Genomic DNA, 21,197 nt, shown 5'->3' on the forward strand with positions numbered 1-21,197 from the left:
GGAGACCCGCACAGTGCGTATACAGAAGTGTCATGGACGCGTCATAGCAACGCTGGTGGGCTGCACCGCACTGGCCCTCGCCGTCACCACGACCAGCGCCCAGGCCCATCCGCGCCCCCTCGACCGGCAGACCCTCGGCACCGCTGACGGCTGGGCCTCCTACGGCACCGGCACCAGCGGTGGCGCGACGGCCACCCGCGATCACGTCTACACCGTCTCCAACTGGGCCGATTTCAAAGCCGCGTTGGCCGCCGGCGGCACCGCGCCGAAGATCATCAGAGTCAAGGGTGTGATCGACGCCAACGCCGAGGGCTGCGACTCCTTCGCCGCGCCCGGCTACGACTTCGACCAGTACCTCGCCACCTACGACCCCGCCGTCTGGGGCTACGACCAGAACCTCGACAACGAACCCGCCGACAGCCCCGAGGGCCTGCGCCGCGTCTCCGCCGCCGACCAGTACGCCGCCATCGAGGCGTACATCCCCGCCAACACCACCGTCATCGGCATCGGCAAGCACGCCGGCTTCAAGGGCGCCAGCCTCCAGATCAAGGCCGTCGACAACGTCATCGTCCGCAACCTCTCCTTCGAGAGCCCCCTCGACTGCTTCCCGCAGTGGGACCCGACCGACGGCGACACGGGCAACTGGAACTCCGAGTACGACAGCGCCGTCATCTACGGCTCCACGCATGTGTGGCTGGACCACAACACGTTCACCGACGGCGCCCACCCGGACAGTTCGCTGCCCACCTACTTCGGGCGGATCTTCGAGCAGCACGACGGCGAACTCGACGTCGTGAAGGGCGCCGACTACGTCACCGCCTCCTGGAACGTCTTCACCGACCACGACAAGACGATCCTCATCGGCAACAGCGACAGCGCCTCCACGGCCGCAGTCGACCGCGGCCATCTGAAGGTGACGCTCCATCACAACCTGTTCTCCAACCTGGTCGAACGCGCACCCCGCGTCCGCTTCGGCCAAGTCGACTCGTACAACAACCACTTCGTCGCCGAGCCGGGCTACGGCTACAGCTACGGCATCGGCCTGGAGTCCCAACTCGTCGCGGAACACAACGCGTTCACCGTCCCGGCCGGCATCGACGAGGCCACCATCCTCAAGAAGTGGTCCGAGGCACCGCTCACCGCCGACGACAACTACGTCAACGGCAAGCTCACCGACCTGATCGCCGTCCACAACGCGGGAGTTCCGACCGAGATCCTCCAGTCGGGCGCGGGCTGGACACCCACCCTGCGCACGAAGATCGACCCCGCGAAGGCCGTGCCGTACCTCGTCGACCGGGGAGCGGGCGCGGGCCGCCTGCGCTGACACACCACGCCGGACACCGGGCCGGTCCCGTCCGATCGGCCCGGCACCCGCGCCACCTCACGAGCCGCACCGCGAAGGAGCACCCGCATGCCCTCGCACCACATCCATCAACTGCCCCTGACCAGACGGGGATTCCTCATGGCGAGCGCCGGCGCGGGCGTCGCGCTCGGCCTCACCACCGTCCCCGCCCTCGCCGTCGGCAGACCCCGCCCGTTCGGCCGCTACGGCTCACCCGCCGCGCGCCTCACCCCGCTCACCCTGTACGTCGACCCGCGCGGCCGGGGCGACTTCACCACCGTCCAGTCCGCCGTGAACGCCGCGACCGGCGCCAGGTACACCCTGGTCCTCGCACCCGGTGTCTACCGCGAGACGGTCATCACCGGGGTCGCCGACCCGGCGACCGGCCAACTCACCGACGCCGCCACGGAGATGACCTGGATCGGCGCGAGCGAGAACCCGCGTGACGTCGTCATCGTCTACGACAACGCCAACGGCACCCGGAAACCCGACGGTTCGGGAACCTACGGCACCTCCGGCTCGGCCACGACCACGCTCCGCACCGACGGCTTCACCGCCCGCTGGATCACCTTCGCCAACGACTGGCTGCGCGCCGACCACCCCGACATCACCGGCACCCAGGCGGTCGCGGTCAAGGTGCAGGGCGACCGCTCGGCGTTCTTCGACTGCCGCTTCCTCGGCCACCAAGACACCCTGTACGCCGACTCGTCGGCGCTCGGCGTCTTCGCCCGCCAGTACTACACGCGCTGCTACGTCGAGGGAGACGTCGACTTCGTCTTCGGGCGCGCGACCGCCGTCTACGACCACTGCCACTTCCGCACCCTGAACCGCACCGACCTGGCGACCGCACCGTACGGCTTCGTCTTCGCGCCCTCCACGGCGGTGGCGAACCCGCGCGGCTACCTGGTGACGCACAGCCGCGTGAGCAGTGAAGCCCCGCGCGGCTACTACAAGTTGGCCCGCCCCTGGGTACCCGGCTCGGACACCACCGCCCACCCGATGCTCACCGTGCGGAACACGGTGCTGGGCGCCGGGATCGACGCGGTGGCGCCGTACACCAACATGTCGGACACCTATCCCTGGCAGAGCCAGCGGTTTGCGGAGTACCGCAACACGGGTCCGGGCGCCGTGATCAGCGTGCCGGAGAACCGGCCCCAACTAACCCCTGTGCAGGCTGAGTCGGCGACCCGTGAGACGTATCTCGGTGACTGGACCCCGGGGCGGAGGCGCTGAGATGGCCGTGCCCAGACGCACCCTCCTGGCGGGGATTGCCGGTGGGCTGGTGGCCGCCGGCGCCGGACCCGCCGTAGGCCTCGGCCGTCGTCGTGTGCTGCATGTCCGGCCCGGTGAGTCGGTACAGGCCGCCGTCGACGCGGTGCAGGGCGTCGGCTGGACGATCGTCGTGCACCCGGGGACGTATCGCGAGGTCGTCAACGTCCCTGTTTCAGCTGGTGAGTTGACGCTGCGCGGCGCGACCCGTGACCCGCGGGACGTCGTCATCGTCTACGACAACGCCAACGGGACGCAGAAGCCGGACGGTTCGGGGACGTACGGCACGGCGGGCTCCGCGACCTTCACCTCGGCGGCGCCCGGGCTGACCGTACGGGACCTCACCCTCGCCAACGACTGGCTGCGCGCGGACCATCCGGAGATCACCGGGACGCAGGCGGTGGCCGCGTATGTGACGGGGGACCGTTCGCGGTTCTCGCGGGTCCGTCTGCTCGCCCACCAGGACACGCTGTTCGTGGACACGTCCGCGCTGGAGGCCTTCGACCGGCAGTACTTCTCGCACTGCTACATCGAGGGCGACGTCGACTTCGTCTTCGGGCGGGCCACGGCGGTCTTCGCGGACTGCCGCTTCCACACCCTGCAACGGGACGTGTCCTTCACCCCCAAGGGCATGGTCTTCGCCCCGTCCACCGCCCGCGCCAACCCGCACGGCATCCTCGCGGTCCGCTCCCGGATCACCTCCGGCGCGGAGGACGCCGCGTACAAGCTGGCCCGGCCGTGGGTCCCGTCGTACGAGACAACGGCCTGGCCGTCCCTCGTCGTGCGGGACTCCCGGATCGGGCCCGGCATCGACCCCGTCGCGCCCTACACGAACATGCGCGACGCCTACCCCTGGCAGTCGATGCGCTTTGCCGAGTACCGCAACACAGGGCCGGGCTCCGTGATCACCGTCCCGGAGAACCGGCCCCAACTCGCCTTCGCCGAGGCCGACTTGCACACCCCTGCCGCCTACCTCGGTGACTGGCGCCCCGTCCGCTCCTTCTGATCGACGAAAGGACCCGCACGTCATGCGTCGTATCAGCACCTTCACCGCACTCGCCGTGACCACGGCCTCGCTCGGACTCGCCGTGATCGCCACCCCGGCCCACGCGGCGACCGTCGTGGTCAGCAACTCCACCGATCTGACCAGCGCCATCAAGAACGCCACCGCCGGCACGGTCATCCAGGTCCGCGGCGGCACCTACTACCCGACGGCCACCCTCCAGTCGACGACCAACGGCACCTCCTCCGCGCCGGTCACCCTCACCGCATACGGCTCGGAGACGGTGAAGATCGACGGCTCGTCACTGCCGTCGGGGTCCTGGATCTTCAAGCTGACGGCGGACTACTGGAACGTCTCCAACATCACCTTCCAGAACTCCCCGGACAGCGCGGTCGTCTGCCAGTCCTGCACCGGCACCAACTGGAGCAACGTCAAGACCATCAACGGCGGCGACTCCGGCTTCACGCTCACCGGCGACGGCACCGTCAACAACACGGTCAAGAACCTTGACTCGTACGGCAATTACGACGCCGCGACGCACGGCCAGAACGCGGACGGCGTCGCCATCAAGTTCGGCTCCGGCACCGGCAACCTGGTCACCGGTGCCCGGCTGTACAACAACTCGGACGACGGCATCGACCTCTGGTCCTTCTCGTCGCCGGTCACCATCGAGCACAGCTGGTCCTTCGGCAACGGGATCAACCGCTGGGGCGACTCCGCGTTCGAGGGCAACGGCAACGGCTACAAGCTGGGCGGCAACGGCGTCACCGTCGCCCACGTCGTCAACAACTCGGCCGCCTGGGGGAATTCGGGCAACGGCTTCACCGAGAACTCCAACACCGGCGCGATCGTCATCAACCGCACCACGGCCTACGTCAACGGCGGCGCGGGCTACTACTTCGCCACCAGCTCCGCCAAACTCGGCAAGAACCTCGCCGTCAGCAACAGCGGCGGTTCGGTCACCAAGGGCTCCGCCGTCACCTCGTCCGGCAACAACTGGGACTCCGGCGTCTCCACCCCGTCCTTCATCTCCACGGACGCGTCGACGACGTACAACGCCCGTTCGTCGAGCGGCACGTTGCCGGCGACGACGTTCCTCACGACGGGGAGCACGACGATCGGCGCGACGATGAACTGACCGTGCGGTGGGCCCAGTTCGGGTTGGACGGGGCTGGGCCCGCCTACGCCAGTGGAGAGCGCTCGCCGCCACCGTCCGCCCTGTGGATTTCGTATCGATCGGATAAAGGCCCTCGCGCCCGACGCGTGATGCGCGTAGACAGTCCCTGACCTGGTGCATCACCCATCGGAACCAGATCCGGAGATTCCATGCGGAAGTCCCTTAGAGCGGCCGCCCTCGGCGCCGCCTGTGTCGTCGCCGGTGCCGCCCTGTACGGCAGCGGCGTCGCCAGCGCCGGCCAGTCGACGGCCAACTCGACGCACGAGCCGTACAACATCGGCCTGTTGACGAAGGACATCGACACCTACTACGGCACCACGCTCGACAGCAACGGCGTGTACCAGGCCTCGGCGACGAGCCCGTACGCCAAGGACCTGGCGCGCATCGACGCGTCCGCGAAGAAGTACATCGACGCGGCCGTCCGCAAGCACCACAAGGGCGTCAAGCCGGCGGTCGTCTTCGACATCGACGACACGCTGCTGCTCAGCCTCGACTACGAGAAGAAGAACAACTACGGCTACAGCTCGGCCAGTTGGGCCGCGTACGTCGCCCAGGCCAACCGCCCGGAGGTCTTCGGCACCCCCGCGCTGGTCAAGTACGCCGCGTCCAAGGGCGTCGCCGTGTTCTACAACTCGGGCCTGACCGAGGCGCAGCGCACCTCCGCGGTCGACAACCTGAAGAAGGTCGGCGCCGACATCAACCTCGACGCCGACCACATGTTCCTCAAGAACACGGCCAACCCGCCGTCGTACCTGAGCAGTTGCGCGACCGCCGGCACCTGGACCTGCACCACCGTGCAGTACAAGTCCGGTACCCGGAAGCACATCGAGTCCCTCGGCTACGACATCATCGCCAACTTCGGCGACCAGTACTCGGACCTCGACGGGGGCTACGCCGACAAGACGTACAAGCTCCCGAACCCGACCTACTTCGTCAGCTAGTCCCTACGGGAAGTCTCTACGGCGCCGACCGACCCGAGGGTGGGCACCACCGGCAGGATCGTTCCGTCCGCCGCGAACCACAGGCGGTCGATCGTGGTCTCCCGGTGCGTGCCGTCCCCACCAGGCCTTCCTGGCCCGTTCAGGGCGTGCCCAGGATGCCGTACTCGGGGTTCTTGGACAGGACCGTCCCCCGCTCGGTCCACGGACCGGACGGGGACGGTCCCGTCGCGTAGGCCACGCTTGTCTCTTCCACGGTCTCCGCGGCGATCGGGACGACGATGAGCTGACGTGGCTTGCCGCAAACTCCTTGATGGGTGCCTGGGTTGGGGCTTTTGGGCCGTTCGATGGCGGTGATCGCCTACTGACCCGATACTGGCGGTCCTGTACGTCACCAAGGGGAGGCACTCATGGCACAGGACCCCGCGCCGAAGCATCTGACGATCACGCTCGACTTCGATCTCCAGACACCCAATTCCACGGTGGGCGAGGCCCGGATCAAGGCGGCCTACAACGCGGCCGTCGACGCGGCGCTGGAGGCAGCCACGAAGGAGTTCCCCGAGGGGAGCGTCAAGACCATCACGGCTGAGATGCACTGGTCGTACCGGTGGATGGAGAAGCGCGAGGTCCGCTTCTCGCGGGACGACGCGCAGAGCTGAGGCGCGAGATCCCCGGTCGTGTTCTTCGACCTCGACAAGCTGAGCAGCCTCGCCAAGGATCTCGATGTGACTGACGACGAGCTCATCCTGGCTACCCGTGCACGCGTGGCCGGCCGGGGGCTGCCCGGTCCCGCGTCCGCCGAGGACGTCACCAGGTTCGAGCGAGTCGTGGGCCACCCGATGCCCGACCTGTTGAAGCGGATGTACCTCGAGGTCGCCAACGGGGGCTTCGGCCCGTCGGAAGTGCTGTCCCTCACCGACACGGGCAAGTGGTTCGGCGACCGCGCGGACATCTCCATGGCCTACGACGACTTCGCCGCCGATCCCGATCACCCTCTCCCACCGGGGATCGTGCCTCTCATGAACCGTGGCTGCGCCATGTGGACGCTGATCGATTTCCGCACCGCAGACGGGCAGATGTGGAACTGGGATCCCAACCTCTGCTGTCTCCCGCACGCCCTCGCCCCGCTCGAACAGTCACTGGCCCAGTGGTTCACCGACTGGCTGAACGACGTCATGCCCGATGGGCCCTACCCGCACCGTGAAGTGTCCAGCCGGGAGTGCCCCCACGGGTGACGAGCCGGGACGAGTGCGCCGTCTCGCTTCCCGTCTCATCTCAGCCCAAGGCCCCGCCACCACAGTTGGAGAGCCTGTTGAAAGCAGCGCGTCATGGGCGGATCGGAGGCAGCTTCCGGCGCTTCCGGCGGCTGTGGCCGCGGCCGTCAGGGACCGTGTCCCTGTCGCTCGCCACCAGGATGTAGCCGACCACGCTGACTACCGCACAGCAGGTGGCGAGGACGACGCTGAACGGCTGGCGGTTGCTGGTCAAGGATCCCGCGGCGTGTATCAACTGCGCTGCTCCGAGGGCCAGTGCGCCCCAGCCCGCGAGGGTGCCGGCGTGCCTGCGGCGTTGCCGGCAGACGAACCACGCGCCAAGAGCCAGGAACATGACACCGCCAGCGCCAAAAGCCACCGCATTGAACATTCCCGCCTCCCGACGGAAGCGTACCGATCCAGGAGGTGTGAGGAGCCGGTGCAGCCGAGCCGGGCGAGGTACGGTCCCGAGTCATGGCGGAAGGCAGCAGCGTGCCGGAGAAGGTGGCGTGGGTCCTGGTTCGGCACGACCGGGTGCTGGTGACCCGTAGTCACGGCAGAGATCGCTTCTACTTGCCGGGCGGTCATCGTGAGCCGGGCGAGTCCGACGAAGAGACCCTGGTGCGGGAGATCGACGAGGAACTGCGGGCGGCGATCGACCCCGGTTCCATGGCGCACTTCGGCACGTTCGAGATCGGCGAGGGCCATCCGGATCACGGCCCCTTCCGCATGATCTGCTACACCGCAGCTCACCGCGGTGAGCTGACCCCGTCCAGAGAGATCGCCGAGAAGGCGTGGTTCCGCTACGCCGACCGGAACCGAGTCTCGGCCGTCGACGAGATGGCCTTCGACGCGCTGCACGCGCTCGGCCTGCTTCCCTGATCCCGTGAACGGAGTCGCTTGAGTCTCCAGTAAGGGGAGACGCAAAGGTGGGGGCATGGACGGTGACGCGCTCTACTCGATCGGTGAACTCGCTCGGCGGACCGGGCTCACGGTCAAGACCGTTCGGTTCTACTCCGATCGCGGGATCGTGGCGCCGGCGGACCGCAGCCCGGCCGGCTACCGCCGCTACGGCGTCGACGCCGTAGCGCGCCTGGACCTCGTAAGAACCCTGCGGGAGTTGGGACTTGACCTCTCCACGATCCGCAGGGTCGTGGACCGTGAGCTCTCGCTGCCCGAGGTCGCCGCGGCGCACGCCGAGGCGCTGGCGGTGCAGATCCGGGTCCTGCGACTGCGGCACGCGGTGATGACGGCGGTGGCCGAGCGCCGGGCGACACCTGAGGAGACGGAACTCATGCACCGGTTGGCCCAGCTTTCCGAGGACGAACGGCGGCGTCTGATCGGCGACTTCCTGGACGCCGTATTCGGCGGCCTCGACGACGCCGCCCCCGCGCTCGCCGGGGTCATGCGCTCCATGACCCCCGAACTGCCCGACAACCCGGAGGCCGAACAGGTCCAGGCGTGGGTGGAGTTGGCCGAGCTGTCCCTCGACCCGGACTTCCGCGCCTCTGTGCGGAAGATCGCCGAGGACCAGGCAGCTGAGCGTGCCAGGAGCAACAGCACGGTCCCGGTGCGCGACATCGCCGTGGCCGTCCGGGATCAGGCCGGGCCGGCCCTCACCGCCGGCATCGACCCGGCTTCACCCCAGGCCGATCCGTTCGTCGCGTCGTTCACCGCGCACTACGCCCGCCTCCTCGGCCGACCCGACGACAGTGAGCTACGCCATCGGCTGGCGACCCGGCTGGAGACCGTCAACGACCCCCGCAGGGAGCGATATCTCCAGCTCCTGGCCGTGGTCAACGGCTGGACGGCTCCGGAGAGCCTGGCTCCCGTCTTCGACTGGTCCGTCCAGGCTCTGCGGGTCCGGACACCAGGGGCGCGCTAGCCCCCGCGGCCCAGGGCACAACGCAACGCCCCCGCCGGTCGTCACCGGCAGGGGCGTTGCTCTGCTGACCGAGGGGGGCTCGGTTCAGCAGGTCTGTGCAGTCGGACGATGTGCCGGAGCTGAGGAAGCCCGAGCCCGTCGAACCACTGATGGTGTTGATCTTCAGGACGTCGTACCGCGTCCCATCCGAACCCCACGCACAGGAAAGGACGTTGAAAACGAACGTGTGGTTGTTTCCGCCGTACGAACGGGCTTCTACGACTTCTGCCCCGCGAAGTCGCCCTTCACCGCCAGCTGTTGGCCCGCCGCCGTGCCCGCCGCCGCGTAGCTGTCGTCCTTGGCGTCCCGGCCGCCGCGGGCATGGTTGTACTGCCCGGCGAAGACCCAGTCCCCGACCGCGACCGTACGGCCCTCCCTGAGCACCCATGTGTAGACCAGGAAGCCGTCCTGCTCCGTCACCGTCTGCGTGAAATCCTGCTCGGGGAGCGAGCGCCAGGCGCCCGACGACGTGACCCCGCCGGTCTGCTTCACCTTCAACTGAACTGTCAGCGCGCTGAGTTGCTTCGTCGTCTTCAGGGTGATGTCGTTCTGCGCCCAGAAGTCGTTGCTTCCCGGGTCGATCGAACCGTCCGACCACAGCGGGCCGTCCTGGGTGCCGGAGGCGGCCGGCAGCGCGGGAGGTGCGGAGGGTGACCCGGTCGCGGACGTCGTCGGCGTGGCGGTCGCGCTCGGAGTGCTGTGCGGGGCGCCGGAGCCCGAACTCGGCCTTGGGACAACCGGTTTGACCGGCGTACGGCTCGTCGCGTCCGGTGACGGTGTGGGCGTCGGGGTCGGTGGGACGGACACCGTCTGCTCGGCGGGGGAGGTGCTCTTCACCGCGGACGCCACCGCGTAGCCGCCGATCGCGAGGACGCCCGCCACCGCGGCCGTCGCGCTGACCACCCGCACCCAGCCGAACACGGGCGGCCGGGTGGCCCGGTGGTCGGGGCGGGACTGCGCGGCCATCCCGCGTTCGAGCCGGGCGAGGATGCGGGAGCGGTCGGGCTCGTGTCCCTCGGCCGCCTCGTGCAGCCGGGCGATCAACTCGTCGTCGTGCACGTCCTGATGCCTCATCGGGTCCTCCCTCCGCTCTCGCCGCCGCGTGCCAGCGCCGCCGCGTGCATCCGCAGCGGAGGGCTCTGCGGGCCGAGCAGGCGCTGCAACTCGGCCATGCCCTTTGACGTCTGGCTCTTAACCGTACCGACGGACACACCGAGGGCGAGCGCGGTGTCCTTCTCCGACAGGTCGAACGCGTGCCGCAGCACCACACAGGCCCGCTTGCGGAACGGCAGTCTGCGCAGGGCTTCTTGGACGTCGACCACGCCGGGCACGTCCGGGTTCTCGGTCTTCTCCTCGCGCTGCGTCCAGAACAGGGCGACCCGGCGCCGCTCGCGCACCGCGCTGCGGATCCGGGTGCGGGCCAGGTTGGCGACGACCCCGCGGGCGTAGGCCGCCGGATGGTCGGCGGCGCGCACCCGGTCCCAGCGGTGCCAGAGCGCGAGCAGCGCGTCGGCCGCGAGATCGTCGGCGGCGTCCGCCTCACCCGTCAACAGGTGGGCCAGGCGCGACAGTTCGGCGTAGTGACGCTCGAAGAAGGCGTGGAACTCCTCGGAGGCGGCGTCGTCGACGACTGTGCCCACGGCGGACCTCTCCTCGCTGCGGCTTTGTGTATGTCATGTAGCTGACACGTGTTTGTTCGGGGGTGGCCCCCGCGAGATCCGGAAGCGTAGCAGTGGTCAACTGGCCATTCTGGTACGGACCTTCGAACAACGTCTGGCAGGCCGACCGCAGACTGGCGCGCCGACCTCGATTCCGTAACACGGGGAAAACCTGAAACAGGTTCAACGCGGGAACAATCCAGCCAGCATCCGCGCACCGATCATTGAAGCCACGAGGAGTACCCGCATGTCCGAGTCACAGAAGGTGGCCGACCGGCCAAGTGCCGAACCACCGGCGGCGAACGGTGTCGACCGGTTCTTCAGGATCTCCGAGCGGGGGTCCACCTTCGGCCGTGAGATACGCGGCGGCTTCGCCACGTTCTTCACGATGGCCTACATCCTTGTCCTGAACCCGATCATCCTGGGCAGCGCCAAGGACAAGTTCGGGCACTCGCTCGACACCGGCCAACTGGTCACCGCCACCGCCCTGGTGGCCTGTGTGATGACGGTCATCATGGGCGTCGGCGGCAACCTGCCGCTCGCCATCGCGGCGGGCCTCGGCCTCAACGCCGTCGTCGCCTTCCAGCTGGCGCCGCTGATGAGCTGGCCCGACGCGATGGGCCTCGTCGTCATCGAGGGCGTCCTGATCTGTGTGCTCGTCCTCACCGGGCTGCGCGAGGCGATCATGAACGCGATCCCGCAACAGCTCAAGCAGGCGATCGGCGTCGGCATCGGGCTGTTCATCGCGTTCATCGGCTTCGTCGACGCGGGCTTCGTCAGCCGTATACCGGACGCCGCCGACACCACCGTCCCCGTGCAGCTCGGCGCCGTCGGTCATCTCACCGGCTGGCCCGTCCTCGTCTTCTGTCTCGGCGTCCTGCTGACCATCGCGCTCGTCGCCCGCAAGGTGAAGGGCGCGATCCTCATCAGCATCGTCACGATGACCGTCCTCGCGATCATCATCAACTCCGTTGCCGACATCAAGAGTTGGGGGCTGATGACGCCCAAGGTGCCGGACAAGATCGTGGCCGCGCCCGACTTCGGGCTCATCGGTCACTTCAGTCTGTTCGGGGCGTTCGGTGAGACCAGTGCGATCACCGTGGTGCTGCTGATCTTCACGTTGATCCTGTCCGACTTCTTCGATGCGATGGGCACGATCGTCGGTATCAGTGCGGAGGCCGGGCTCCTGGACGAGGAGGGGCAGGTGCCGAACATCGGGCGCGTGCTGTTCATCGACGGCGCCGCCGCTGTCGCCGGCGGGATCGGGTCCGCTTCCTCCAACACCGCGTACATCGAGTCGGCGTCCGGTGTGGGGGAAGGGTCTCGGACCGGGTTCTCCAACCTGGTCACCGGTGGGCTGTTCGGGCTTGCGTTGTTCCTTACGCCCCTGCTGACGATCGTGCCGCTGCAGGCTGCCGCGCCTGCGTTGATCGCGGTCGGGTTCCTGATGATGACTCACGTCAAGCACATCGACTGGGACAAGTACGAGATCGCGATTCCGGCGTTCCTGACCATCGCCGCGATGCCGTTCACGTACTCGATCACCGATGGCATTGGTGCCGGGTTCATCTCTTACGTCGTGATCAAGGCGGTGCTCGGTAAGGCGAAGGAGGTCAACTGGTTGTTGTGGGGGGTGTCGGTGCTGTTCCTGGTGTACTTCGCCATTGATCCCGTGGAGCAGGTTCTCGGTGTGAAGTAGGAGTAGGGGGCGCTGCGCGGTCGGCTTGCGGTTTGTTGTGGCTGGTCGCGCAGTTCCTCGCGCCCCTTAGCGGCATCACAGCAACGCTGCCTTCATCACGGCCTTGGCCACCGGGGCCGCCAAACCGTTGCCGCTGATCTCCGATCTTGCTGCGTCCGACTGCTCGACGACCACCGCTACGGCTATCTCCTTGCCCGTCGAGTCGGACTTGCCGTAGGACGTGAACCAGGCGTACGGGGACTGGTCGTTGTTCACGCCGTGTTGGGCCGTGCCGGTCTTGCCGCCGACCGTCACGCCCGCGATCTTGGCGTTCGTGCCGGTGCCGTCCGTGATGACCGACTGCATCGCCGACTGGAGTTGCTGAGCGGTGCGGGAGCTGACGATCTGCTGGGTCGTCGTGGCGTCGTAGTTGTGGACCACGTCACCGCCGCTGTCGGTGGTCTCGGACACCATGTGCGGGGAGACCAGCTTGCCGTTGTTGGCTATGGCTGCGGACACCATGGCCATCTGGAGCGGGGTGGCCGTCACGTCGTACTGGCCGATGCCGGTGAGGGCCGTGGACGACTTGTCCATGTCGGACGGGTACACGCTCGGGTACGCGCGCACCGGGATGTCCTGCTTCTCGTCGTTGAAGCCGAACTTCTCGGCCATCGCCTTGACCTTGTCCTGGCCCAGGTCCACGGCCATCTTCGCGAACACGGTGTTGCACGAGTACTCGAGCGCCACCCGGATCGAGGCGTCCTCGCAGGGCGCGGAGGCGCTCTCGTTCCTCAGCTTCGTGACCGTGCCGGGCAGGGTGTACGGCGAGGGGCTGGCTGTCTTCTCGTCGACCGAGGAGTACAGCCCGTTCTCCAGCGCGGCCGACGCCACGACCAGCTTGAACGTCGAACCCGGCGGCAGCGGCTGGCGCAGCGCGCGGTTGGTCAGCGGCTTGTCGGGGTCCTTCGTGAGCTTCTTCCAGGCCGTGCCCGCGGTGTCGGCGTCGGTCAGCGTCGAGGGGTCGTAGGACGGGGTCGAGACGACGGCGAGGATCTTGCCGGTCGTCGGGTCCATCGCGACGGCCGCGCCCTTCTTGTCGCCGAGCGCGTGGTACGCCGCCTTCTGCACGGCCGGGTCGATCGTCGTGACCACGTTGCCCGGGGCGGCCCGCTTGCCGGTGACCGTGTCCATGACGGTCTTCAGGCCGCTGTCCGTGCCGTCGAGGAGATCTGTGTAGATCCCCTCCAACTGCGTCGGCGCGTAGCTCTGCGAGGCATAGCCCGTCACCGCCGCGTACAGCTTGCCGTCCGTGTACGTGCGTTTGTACGCGAGGTCGCTGCTGCTTCCCGTCCGCGCGGAGCCGGTGATCGCGTTGCCGGCCACGATGATGTTCCCGAGCGGGTCCGCGTATGTCGCGATCGCGTTCCGCCGGTTGTCCTTGTCGTCCGCGAGGGCCTGGCCGTCGTAGAACTGCACCCAGGTCGCCCTCGCCAGGAGGGCGAGCACCAGGAGCAGCGCGAAGACGGAGGCGCGCCTGATCGTCTTGTTCATCCCGCTCTGAAGACGACCGGACGGGAACGAATCGTTCCCTGACATCGCCATTTCTCATCGAGCGCTCATGAAATCAGCGGCCGTTCAGGACATCGACAGCCGCACGCGACCACCGCGGTCCGCTACGCCTCCAGCGTCAGCAGCAGTTCGTCGATCTCCTCGCCCCGCGCGTTCGCGAAGCCCCGGTCGTGCCCGGTGACGCGGAACCCGCACTTCTCCAGCACGCGCCGCGAGCCCGGGTTGTCGGCCGCCACGCGCGCGTGCAGCGGGCGTTCGGGTTCCTCGGCGAGCAGGTCGCGCAGCGCGGCCGTCGCGATGCCCTTGCCCCAGTAGGCGCGGTCGATCCAGTACGTCACCTCGCGCTCGCCCGGGTCGCCGTAGACCGCGGCGTTGCCCACGACGTCGCCGTCGGCCAGGACCGTGCGGTTCCGCACGCCGGGCAGGGCGCGGATGCGCTTCCAGTGGGCGTCGAAGGCGTCCCGGTCGGTCGGGTCCTTCGCGGTGAAGGCGGCCATCCGGACGGACTCGGGGTCGTTCGTCAGCCGGAAGAAGACCGGCAGATCGCTGTCGTGGATCGGGCGGAGCGAGACCTGCATGAGTTCAGAGCCTCCGGGTGGCGAGGGTGAGCCGGTCGCGGGCGTCGAACAGGGCGTCCTTCACCATCTGCTCGTGCGCGGGCGTCAGCCGCGCCACCGGCACCGAGCAGCTGATCGCGTCCCGCGCGGGGGTGCGGTACGGGATCGCCACGCCGAAGCAGCGCAGGCCCAGCGTGTTCTCCTCGCGGTCCACGGCGAAGCCCTGGTCGCGGACCTGGTGGAGCTCCTCGATGAGCTTCTCGCGGTCGGTGATCGTGTGCTCGGTGAGCGCGGGCAGGGTCTCCGGGAGCATCTTGCGGACCTGCTCGTCGGAGTAGGTGCTCAGCAGCGCCTTGCCCAGCGAGGTCGAGTGCGCGGGGAGCCGGCGGCCGACGCGGGTGAAGGGCCGTAGATAGTGCTGCGACTGGCGCGTGGCCAGGTAGACCACGTTCGTGCCGTCGAGGCGGGCGAGGTGGATGGTCTCGGTGGTGTCGTCCGAGAGCCGGTCCAGGGTCGGGCGGGCCGCCGCCACGACCTCGTCGCCGTCGATGTACGAGGTGCCCACGAGCAGCGCCCGCACCCCGATGCCGTACCGCGTGCCCGTCGCGTCCGTCTCCACCCAGCCCAGTTCCACCAGGGTGCGCAGCAACATGTAGAGGCTGGACTTGGGATATCCGACGGCCTCCTGGACCGCCGCGAGGGAGTGCATTCCGGGCCGGCCCGCGAAGTATTCGAGCAGCTCCACCGTCCGCACCGCGGACTTGACCTGTGCCCCGCCGCCTGTCTCGCCTGCCGACATCGCCCTTGACCCCTTCGTTCGACGGGAAATAGTCTCCGAGAGCATATTCATCATCAGAGACAGCGTTCAGCATATCGAACGACCCTGGTGAATGACCCAGAACTGCGGCATTACATGTGGAGGGACCCGCGGTGGCAGCAGCACCAGTCTGGAGTGTCGACCCCCGAACCGGGAAGCAGCGGGAACAGGTTGCGGTGGAGGCCACAGCCCAGGAGGTGGACGCCGCCGTCCGCGCCGCGCACGCGGCGCGGGCTTCGCTCGCCGACCGTACCGTCCGCGCGGCCTTCCTGCGCGGGGCGGCCGACCAGCTCGAGGCGGCCAAGAACCAGCTGGTCGAGGTCGCCGACGCGGAGACCGCGCTCGGCCCGGTCCGGCTGAACGGCGAACTGGCCCGTACCTGCTACCAGTTCAGGGCCTTCGCGGACATCGTCGACGAGGGCGCCTTCCTCGACGTGGTGATCAACCACCCCGACGACACCGCGACCCCGCCGATCCCGGACCTGCGCCGCTACAAGGTGCCGCTGGGTGTCGTCGCCGTCTACTCGGCGTCCAACTTCCCCTTCGCCTTCTCCGTCCCCGGCGGTGACACCGCGAGCGCGCTCGCCGCCGGCTGCCCGGTCGTCGTCAAGGCGCACCCCGACCACCCCGGCCTGTCCGAGCTGGTCGCGAGCGTGCTGCGCCGGGCCGCCGCCGAGCAGGGCATCCCGGCCGGTGTCCTCGGCCTGGTGCACGGCTTCGAGGCGGGCGTCGAGCTGGTCAAGCACCCGCTGGTCTCGGCGGCCGGGTTCACAGGGTCCGTACGCGGCGGCCGTGCCCTCTTCGACGCGGCGGCGGCACGTCCGGTCCCGATCCCGTTCCATGGCGAACTGGGCTCCCTGAACCCGGTGGTCGTGACCGAGGCTGCCGCGGCCGAGCGGGCCGAGGCGATCGGTACGGGGCTCGCCGGTTCGATGACGTTGGGTGTCGGGCAGTTCTGTGTGAAGCCGGGGCTCGTGCTGGTGCCGTCCGGTGCCGCCGGGGACGGGCTGGTCAAGTCCCTCACGGATGCCGTGAGCGACACGGACTCCGGGGTGCTGCTGGACCACCGGATGCGGGACAACTTCCTCGCGGGCGTCACCGAGCGGGCGGGGTTGCCCGAGGTGGAGTCGCCGGTGACGCCGGGGGCGGGGAGCGAGCACACGGTGAGTCCCGGGTTCCTCACGGTCCCGGCGGAGAAGCTGGTCGCCGAGGGCGCGTACGACCTGCTGCTCGAGGAGTGCTTCGGGCCGGTCACGGTCGTGGCGCGCTACGACGACGACGCGCAGGCGAACGCCGTGTTGTCGCGACTGCCCGGGAATCTCACGGCGACGGTTCAGCTGTCGGCGGGGGAGGCGGCCGGGGAGGGGCGTGGGCCGGAGATCCTCGCGGAACTCACTCCGTTGGCCGGGCGGGTGCTGGTGAATGCGTGGCCTACGGGGGTTGCCGTGGCGCCGGCTCAGCATCACGGAGGGCCTTACCCGGCTACGACGTCCACCTCGACATCTGTCGGGGGTACGGCCATTGAGCGGTGGCTTCGGCCTGTGGCTTATCAGAACACGCCCGAAGCGTTGCTGCCGTTGGAGCTTCGGGACGCCAATCCGCTGGGGCTGCCCCGGCGTTATGACGGGCGATTGGAGCGGTAGCGCCGCCCCTGAAAAACACTCCCCCTGGGCTGAGATGATTAGTCGATGGACTTGGAACTTTCCCAACTGCCCTTTCTCCTCCGCACTTACGGTCCCGACGGGCATTGGTCGTACGACGACGGTGTGCTCAGTGGATGGGCCGGGCCCCGGCAGGATCGGTTCGTGCCGCCTACCGGGGAAGGGCTGGAACCCGCCTCCGACGCGCCTCGGTTGCTGGGGGCGCCGCATGGGGACTTCCAGCTGATCGCCCGCGTCACCGTCGGGTTCGCCGGGTCCTTCGATGCCGGGGTGCTCTACGTCCACGTGGGGGAGCGGGCCTGGGCCAAGCTCTGCCTGGAGTACTCGCCCGACGTGCCCACCGTGTGCACGGTGGTCACGCGGGGGCACTCGGACGACGCCAACTCCTTCACCGTGGACGGGAGTTCGGTGTGGCTGCGGGTCAGTCGGACCGGGCGGGCGTTTGCCTTTCACGCGTCCCGGGACGGGAAGAAGTGGATATTCATCCGGCTCTTCACGCTCGGTGACGAGAAGGAGACCGATGCCGCGCTCGTCGGGTTCATGGCCCAGTCGCCGATGGGGGAGGGGTGCGTCGTGACGTACGACCACCTTGAGTTCAGGCCTAGTTGGCCGAACGATCTGCGAGACGGAAGCTGAGGAAAGCCGTTGCCGCGAAGAGGGTCGCGCTGATCGCGAGGCTCTCTCGCAGGCCCGCCGTGAAGTCGGCGGAGACCAGTGCTCCGAAGACCGCGATGCCCAGGCCGCCTGCCACCTGACGCGCGGAGTTGAGTACGCCCGCCGCCAGGCCCGCGCGTTCCGCCGTCACCGCGTCCATCATCACCGCGGTCAGCGGCGGGACCGTCAGGGCGCAGCCCAGGGCCATCGGTACGAGGAGCACCGCCACCAGCAGCGGGGGCGTGCTCTCGTCGACGGACAGCAGGACGAGCGTGCCCAGTGCGGCCAGCAACTGGCCTGTCAGCATGGGGAGTCGGGCGCCGTGACGGGCCGCCAGTCTGCCCGCCGCGATGTTCGTCAGCGGGATCAGGCCGGTCATCGGCAGGAACATCAGGCCGGCGTACAGCGCCGAACGGCCCTGCACCTGCTGGAAGAAGAGCGCGAAGACGAAGGTCAGCCCGAAGAAGGCGACGCTGCACGCCGCGCCCGTCGCGACCGCCACCGACACCGTACGGCTGCGGAACAGGGCGAGCGGCACCACCGGGTGGGACTGGCGCCTTTCGACGGTGATGAAGGCCCCGGCCGCGAGGATCGCGATGAGCGCGGCCACAAGTCCCGTGCCCCCGCGTTCAATTACCGCGAAGGTCGCCGCCGTCAGGGCGATCACCGCTGTCAGCTGGCCGGGGAGGTCCAGGGGCGCGGGGCGGCGTTCCGAGCGGGGGGCCCGGAGGAGCAGGGCGAGTGCCGTCGCGCCCAGGGGCAGGTTGACGAAGAAGATGCCCCGCCAGTCCCAGAGCGTGGTCAGCACCCCTCCGGCCACCGGGCCGAGCGCCACCGGTACCGCGCCGCCGGCCGCCCAAGTCGCCACCGCACGCGCCCTCTTGACCGGTTCGGCGTAGGCCTGCCGTACCAGGGAAAGGGAGGCCGGGAGGACCACGGCCGCCGCCACGCCCTGGAGCGCGCGGGCGCCGATCAGCGCGGGGAGGTTCGGGGCCAGGCCGCAGGCCGCCGAGGCGAGGGTGAAGAGGGCGATACCGATCGCGTACGCGCGGCTCGCCCCGGCCCGGTCGGCGAAGGCGCCGGTGGACAGCATCAGGGCGGCGAAGGACAGCGCGTACGCGTCGACCACCCACTGCAGTCCCGACATCCCGCCGCCCAGCGCGGTCCCGATCGACGGCAGCGCCACGTTCACCACGGACGCGTCGAGGGTGATGAGCGCGAAGCCGAGGAGTGCGGCGGTGAGGGTGAGCGCGGGGGAGAGCGGGGGCAAGTCCCTGGTGCGGGGCGTGAGTTGGGTGGTGGACGTCGTCATGTCCTCATGGTGCGGGTGGGCGGCGCCGTACAGTAGTGGCCGGAATGCCATACGTCCGGAGGTTCTGGCCATGGTCCAGCCCAGCCGTCCCCGTCGGGTCGCCGTTGTCGCGGCGACCCCTGTCTCGATGTTCAACCTGGCCATCCCGGAGCTGCTGTTCGATCGGGTCGAGGTCGACGGGGAGCGGGGCTACGAGACGGTCATCTGCGCTCCGGAACCCGGGCCCGTGCCGACCACGGGCGGCCTCGACCTGCACGTACGGCAGGGGCTCGGCGTCGTGCGGGACGCGGACCTGGTGCTCGTCGTCGGGACCGGGCACCGGTACACGCCCGACCCGCGCACGGTCAGCGCCCTGCGCGAGGCCGCCGCCGCGGGCAAGCGCATCGCGTCCATCTGCAGCGGCGCGTTCGCCCTGGCCGAGGCCGGGCTGCTGGACGGGCGCCGGGCCACGACCTACTGGAACCAGGCCGAGGAGATGCGCAGCCGCTATCCGGAGGTCGACGTCACCGGTGACGTCCTCTACGTGCAGGACGGCCAGTTCCTGACCGCGTCCGGATACGCCGCCGGCATCGACCTCTGCCTGCACATCATCCGCACCGACTACGGCGCTGCCATCGCCAACGAGGTCGCCCGCCTCGCCCTGGTGGCACCCGTACGGCCGGGCGGGCAGACCCAGTTCACGCAGACCCCGCTGCCGCCCGAGCGCGGTGTCGCCTGCGCGGACACCCGGGGCTGGGCCATGCGCAACCTCGACAAGCCGCTCACCCTCACCGACCTGGCCCGGCACGCGGGCGTCAGCGTCCGCACGCTGACCCGCCGGTTCCACGCGGAGAGCGGGGTGAGCCCCCTGCAGTGGCTGCTCCACCAGCGCGTCGAGCGGGCCAAGGAGCTTCTGGAGACCACCGCCCTTCCCATGGACCAGGTCGCCCGCGCCTGCGGCCTGGGCACGGCGGACTCCCTGCGCGGCCACCTCGTCCGCCGCACCGGGCTGACGCCGAGCGCCTACCGGACGCAGTACAGCCGGCTGGGAACCGGAGGGGCCGAGGTCACGTCATCGGTTGCATGATCAGCGACCGAGTCAGTGGAGCCCGGGTGATCCGTACGGCGCTGCCCGCGGAGGCCGAGAGCGTCGCCGCGCTGCACGCGCGGGCCCGGGCGACGTACTACCCCGACGGCGTCCCGGAGGACGGGCGGGACTGGCTCGCCGCCTGGCGCGGAGTCATCGAGCGGCCCGACGCCCATGTGCTGTGCGTCGTGGAGAGCGGTCGTATCGTCGCCGTCGCCTCCTTCCGCACCCCCGAGGGCGGGGCGGCGGACACGGTCAAGCTGTTCCAGTTCCACGTCGAGCCCGAGCGGTGGCGCTCCGGGCTCGGCACGGTCCTGCACACGGCCTGCGTCGAGCAGTGGCGGGCCGACGGGCGGCGGAGCGCCGTACTCGACGTGCATGTCGACAACGAGCGGGCGCAGGGGTTCTACGTGCGGCAGGGATGGGTCGCCGAGCCGGGCGACGGTGGTCATCACCTGGGGATGCGGCTGGACGTGGCGGGGGAATGAAGCGAGGTGCTTGAACGTTCACGGGGGAGACGGAGGGAGTCTCCGTTCCATCCGTACGTCCTGGAAAGAGCCGAAGAATGCGCGTCGAGATCTGGTCCGACATCGCCTGCCCGTGGTGCTACGTGGGCAAGGCCCGCTTCGAGAAGGCGCTCGACGCGTTCCCGCACCGTGACGGCGTCGAGGTCGTGCACCGGTCCTTCGAGCTGGACCCGGGCCGCGCCAAGGGCGACACCCAGCCCGTGATCAAGATGCTCACCAAGAAGTACGGGATGAGCGAGGCGCAGGCGCAGGCCGGTGAGGACAACCTCGGGGCGCAGGCCGCCGCCGAGGGGCTCGACTACCGCACCCGCGACCGCGACCACGGCAACACCTTCGACATGCACCGCCTCCTCCACTTCGCCAAGGAGCACGGCCGCCAGGACGAGCTGATCCAGGCGCTGTACAAGGCGAACTTCGCCGAGGAGCGGTCCGTGTTCGGCGACGACGAGCGGCTCGTGGAGCTGGCCGCCAGTGCCGGGCTCGACGCCGACGACGCCCGCAAGGTGCTCGCCGACCCGGCCGCCTACGCCGACGACGTCCGCGCCGACGAGCGCGAGGCCGCCGAGCTGGGTGCCAACGGCGTCCCCTTCTTCGTCCTCGACCGCAAGTACGGCGTCTCCGGCGCCCAGCCCGCCGAGGTCTTCGCCCAGGCGCTGACCCAGGCGTGGGGCGAGCACGCGCCGCTCAAGCTGATCGACAGCGGGACCGGCAGCGGCGGCGACGCCGAGGCGTGCGGGCCCGACGGGTGCGCGGTGCCGCAGGCCTGACAGCCGTAGCCCCTGGCTGAAAGGC

General features: G+C 69.3%; 22 protein-coding genes and 1 pseudogene. 15 read left to right on the forward strand and 8 right to left on the reverse strand.

Translation table 11 applies throughout. The features are described 5' to 3' along the window. Window positions 1-13: 13 nt before the first annotated feature. From OHT77_RS33910 to OHT77_RS33930, 5 genes are all read left to right on the forward strand, one after another. On the forward strand, window positions 14-1,324 hold the full coding sequence (locus OHT77_RS33910) for a pectate lyase family protein (protein WP_328832230.1): 1,311 nt from the start codon (window positions 14-16) through the stop codon (window positions 1,322-1,324). Between the two features lie 87 nt (window positions 1,325-1,411). After that, a complete protein-coding gene (locus tag OHT77_RS33915) occupies window positions 1,412-2,575 on the forward strand; it encodes a pectinesterase family protein (RefSeq protein ID WP_328832231.1) in 1,164 nt (387 codons plus the stop codon). A 1-nt stretch (window position 2,576) separates the two neighbouring features. Next, window positions 2,577-3,617 carry a pectinesterase family protein gene (locus tag OHT77_RS33920; RefSeq protein ID WP_443048167.1) on the forward strand — a complete coding sequence of 347 codons (1,041 nt, stop codon included), beginning with the start codon at window positions 2,577-2,579 and terminating at the stop codon, window positions 3,615-3,617. A 31-nt stretch (window positions 3,618-3,648) separates the two neighbouring features. After that, window positions 3,649-4,752, forward strand: coding sequence for a right-handed parallel beta-helix repeat-containing protein (locus OHT77_RS33925; protein WP_443048224.1), 1,104 nt, complete (start codon window positions 3,649-3,651; stop codon window positions 4,750-4,752). Between the two features lie 188 nt (window positions 4,753-4,940). Beyond that, entirely contained in the window at window positions 4,941-5,732 is a 792-nt protein-coding gene (locus OHT77_RS33930) for an HAD family acid phosphatase (RefSeq protein ID WP_328832233.1), read from the forward strand. On the opposite strand, the pseudogene OHT77_RS33935 reads toward OHT77_RS33930, so the two are convergent. Continuing rightward, a pseudogene (locus OHT77_RS33935) lies at window positions 5,729-5,982 on the reverse strand (family 43 glycosylhydrolase); the annotation flags it as partial. The gene OHT77_RS33930 and the pseudogene OHT77_RS33935 sit on opposite strands and share 4 nt — an antisense overlap. 157 nt (window positions 5,983-6,139) lie before the next feature. Between OHT77_RS33935 and OHT77_RS33940 the strand changes: the two are divergent. Together OHT77_RS33940 and OHT77_RS33945 are read left to right on the forward strand one after the other, a co-directional pair. Continuing rightward, on the forward strand, window positions 6,140-6,388 hold the full coding sequence (locus OHT77_RS33940; protein WP_328832234.1) for a hypothetical protein: 249 nt from the start codon (window positions 6,140-6,142) through the stop codon (window positions 6,386-6,388). 18 nt (window positions 6,389-6,406) lie between these two features. Beyond that, window positions 6,407-6,964 (forward strand): SMI1/KNR4 family protein, encoded by a 558-nt coding sequence (locus tag OHT77_RS33945; protein WP_328832235.1) that lies wholly within the window; start codon window positions 6,407-6,409, stop codon window positions 6,962-6,964. Window positions 6,965-7,055: 91 nt separating this feature from the next. Here OHT77_RS33945 and OHT77_RS33950 read toward each other — a convergent pair whose 3' ends face one another. Next, window positions 7,056-7,337, reverse strand: a complete 282-nt coding sequence (locus tag OHT77_RS33950; protein ID WP_328832236.1) for a hypothetical protein — start codon at window positions 7,335-7,337, stop codon at window positions 7,056-7,058. Window positions 7,338-7,456: 119 nt separating this feature from the next. On the opposite strand from OHT77_RS33950, the gene OHT77_RS33955 reads away from it, so the two are divergent. Then, on the forward strand, window positions 7,457-7,864 hold the full coding sequence (locus tag OHT77_RS33955; protein WP_328832237.1) for an NUDIX hydrolase: 408 nt from the start codon (window positions 7,457-7,459) through the stop codon (window positions 7,862-7,864). A 55-nt stretch (window positions 7,865-7,919) separates the two neighbouring features. Next, on the forward strand, window positions 7,920-8,867 hold the full coding sequence (locus OHT77_RS33960; RefSeq protein ID WP_328832238.1) for a MerR family transcriptional regulator: 948 nt from the start codon (window positions 7,920-7,922) through the stop codon (window positions 8,865-8,867). A 255-nt stretch (window positions 8,868-9,122) separates the two neighbouring features. Here OHT77_RS33960 and OHT77_RS33965 read toward each other — a convergent pair whose 3' ends face one another. Both OHT77_RS33965 and OHT77_RS33970 read right to left on the reverse strand, forming a co-directional pair. After that, entirely contained in the window at window positions 9,123-9,980 is an 858-nt protein-coding gene (locus OHT77_RS33965) for a hypothetical protein (protein WP_328832239.1), read from the reverse strand. After that, window positions 9,977-10,546: a SigE family RNA polymerase sigma factor gene (locus tag OHT77_RS33970; protein ID WP_328832240.1), complete on the reverse strand. Its 570-nt coding sequence runs from the start codon at window positions 10,544-10,546 to the stop codon at window positions 9,977-9,979. Before OHT77_RS33970 ends, OHT77_RS33965 begins: the two co-directional genes overlap by 4 nt. Window positions 10,547-10,811: 265 nt before the next feature. On the opposite strand from OHT77_RS33970, the gene OHT77_RS33975 reads away from it, so the two are divergent. After that, window positions 10,812-12,263 (forward strand): NCS2 family permease, encoded by a 1,452-nt coding sequence (locus tag OHT77_RS33975; protein WP_328832241.1) that lies wholly within the window; start codon window positions 10,812-10,814, stop codon window positions 12,261-12,263. A 75-nt stretch (window positions 12,264-12,338) separates the two neighbouring features. Here the strand turns inward: OHT77_RS33975 and OHT77_RS33980 are convergent, their stop codons facing one another. The 3 genes from OHT77_RS33980 to OHT77_RS33990 form a co-directional block, all read right to left on the reverse strand. Next, complete coding sequence (locus tag OHT77_RS33980) at window positions 12,339-13,793, reverse strand: peptidoglycan D,D-transpeptidase FtsI family protein (RefSeq protein ID WP_328832242.1); 1,455 nt, start codon at window positions 13,791-13,793, stop codon at window positions 12,339-12,341. A 122-nt stretch (window positions 13,794-13,915) separates the two neighbouring features. Then, window positions 13,916-14,389, reverse strand: a complete 474-nt coding sequence (locus OHT77_RS33985) for a GNAT family N-acetyltransferase (RefSeq protein ID WP_328832243.1) — start codon at window positions 14,387-14,389, stop codon at window positions 13,916-13,918. A 4-nt stretch (window positions 14,390-14,393) separates the two neighbouring features. Further along, window positions 14,394-15,167, reverse strand: coding sequence for an IclR family transcriptional regulator (locus OHT77_RS33990; protein WP_019060609.1), 774 nt, complete (start codon window positions 15,165-15,167; stop codon window positions 14,394-14,396). A 131-nt stretch (window positions 15,168-15,298) separates the two neighbouring features. Between OHT77_RS33990 and OHT77_RS33995 the strand changes: the two genes are divergently transcribed. Together OHT77_RS33995 and OHT77_RS34000 are read left to right on the forward strand one after the other, a co-directional pair. Continuing rightward, entirely contained in the window at window positions 15,299-16,828 is a 1,530-nt protein-coding gene (locus tag OHT77_RS33995) for an aldehyde dehydrogenase (NADP(+)) (protein ID WP_328832244.1), read from the forward strand. Window positions 16,829-16,873: 45 nt separating this feature from the next. Further along, on the forward strand, window positions 16,874-17,482 hold the full coding sequence (locus OHT77_RS34000) for a DUF1349 domain-containing protein (protein ID WP_328832245.1): 609 nt from the start codon (window positions 16,874-16,876) through the stop codon (window positions 17,480-17,482). On the opposite strand, the gene OHT77_RS34005 is transcribed toward OHT77_RS34000, so the two are convergent. Next, window positions 17,448-18,812, reverse strand: a complete 1,365-nt coding sequence (locus OHT77_RS34005) for an MFS transporter (RefSeq protein ID WP_328832246.1) — start codon at window positions 18,810-18,812, stop codon at window positions 17,448-17,450. The genes OHT77_RS34000 and OHT77_RS34005 overlap by 35 nt on opposite strands. 70 nt (window positions 18,813-18,882) lie before the next feature. On the opposite strand from OHT77_RS34005, the gene OHT77_RS34010 reads away from it, so the two are divergent. The 3 genes from OHT77_RS34010 to OHT77_RS34020 all read left to right on the forward strand — a co-directional run bounded on the left by OHT77_RS34010 (window position 18,883) and on the right by OHT77_RS34020 (window position 21,172). Then, complete coding sequence (locus OHT77_RS34010) at window positions 18,883-19,878, forward strand: GlxA family transcriptional regulator (RefSeq protein ID WP_328832247.1); 996 nt, start codon at window positions 18,883-18,885, stop codon at window positions 19,876-19,878. Beyond that, window positions 19,875-20,366 carry a GNAT family N-acetyltransferase gene (locus OHT77_RS34015; RefSeq protein ID WP_328832248.1) on the forward strand — a complete coding sequence of 164 codons (492 nt, stop codon included), beginning with the start codon at window positions 19,875-19,877 and terminating at the stop codon, window positions 20,364-20,366. The genes OHT77_RS34010 and OHT77_RS34015 overlap by 4 nt, the downstream gene beginning before the upstream one ends. 77 nt (window positions 20,367-20,443) lie before the next feature. After that, window positions 20,444-21,172, forward strand: a complete 729-nt coding sequence (locus OHT77_RS34020; RefSeq protein WP_328832249.1) for a DsbA family oxidoreductase — start codon at window positions 20,444-20,446, stop codon at window positions 21,170-21,172. Window positions 21,173-21,197: the final 25 nt, after the last annotated feature.

It is taken from the genome of Streptomyces sp. NBC_00252 (assembly GCF_036187565.1).
Classification (GTDB): Bacteria; Actinomycetota; Actinomycetes; order Streptomycetales; family Streptomycetaceae; genus Streptomyces.

Coding starts and splice junctions, on each gene's coding strand:
- OHT77_RS33915 (WP_328832231.1), top strand. CDS start 1,412: ATGCCCTCGCACCACATCCATCAACTGCCCCTGACCAGACGGGGATTC.
- OHT77_RS33920 (WP_443048167.1), top strand. CDS start 2,577: ATGGCCGTGCCCAGACGCACCCTCCTGGCGGGGATTGCCGGTGGGCTG.
- OHT77_RS33930 (WP_328832233.1), top strand. CDS start 4,941: ATGCGGAAGTCCCTTAGAGCGGCCGCCCTCGGCGCCGCCTGTGTCGTC.
- OHT77_RS33940 (WP_328832234.1), top strand. CDS start 6,140: ATGGCACAGGACCCCGCGCCGAAGCATCTGACGATCACGCTCGACTTC.
- OHT77_RS33950 (WP_328832236.1), bottom strand. CDS start 7,337: ATGTTCCTGGCTCTTGGCGCGTGGTTCGTCTGCCGGCAACGCCGCAGG.
- OHT77_RS33955 (WP_328832237.1), top strand. CDS start 7,457: ATGGCGGAAGGCAGCAGCGTGCCGGAGAAGGTGGCGTGGGTCCTGGTT.
- OHT77_RS33960 (WP_328832238.1), top strand. CDS start 7,920: ATGGACGGTGACGCGCTCTACTCGATCGGTGAACTCGCTCGGCGGACC.
- OHT77_RS33965 (WP_328832239.1), bottom strand. CDS start 9,980: ATGAGGCATCAGGACGTGCACGACGACGAGTTGATCGCCCGGCTGCAC.
- OHT77_RS33975 (WP_328832241.1), top strand. CDS start 10,812: ATGTCCGAGTCACAGAAGGTGGCCGACCGGCCAAGTGCCGAACCACCG.
- OHT77_RS33980 (WP_328832242.1), bottom strand. CDS start 13,793: ATGAACAAGACGATCAGGCGCGCCTCCGTCTTCGCGCTGCTCCTGGTG.
- OHT77_RS33985 (WP_328832243.1), bottom strand. CDS start 14,389: ATGCAGGTCTCGCTCCGCCCGATCCACGACAGCGATCTGCCGGTCTTC.
- OHT77_RS33990 (WP_019060609.1), bottom strand. CDS start 15,167: ATGTCGGCAGGCGAGACAGGCGGCGGGGCACAGGTCAAGTCCGCGGTG.
- OHT77_RS34000 (WP_328832245.1), top strand. CDS start 16,874: ATGGACTTGGAACTTTCCCAACTGCCCTTTCTCCTCCGCACTTACGGT.
- OHT77_RS34005 (WP_328832246.1), bottom strand. CDS start 18,812: ATGACGACGTCCACCACCCAACTCACGCCCCGCACCAGGGACTTGCCC.
- OHT77_RS34010 (WP_328832247.1), top strand. CDS start 18,883: ATGGTCCAGCCCAGCCGTCCCCGTCGGGTCGCCGTTGTCGCGGCGACC.
- OHT77_RS34015 (WP_328832248.1), top strand. CDS start 19,875: ATGATCAGCGACCGAGTCAGTGGAGCCCGGGTGATCCGTACGGCGCTG.
- OHT77_RS34020 (WP_328832249.1), top strand. CDS start 20,444: ATGCGCGTCGAGATCTGGTCCGACATCGCCTGCCCGTGGTGCTACGTG.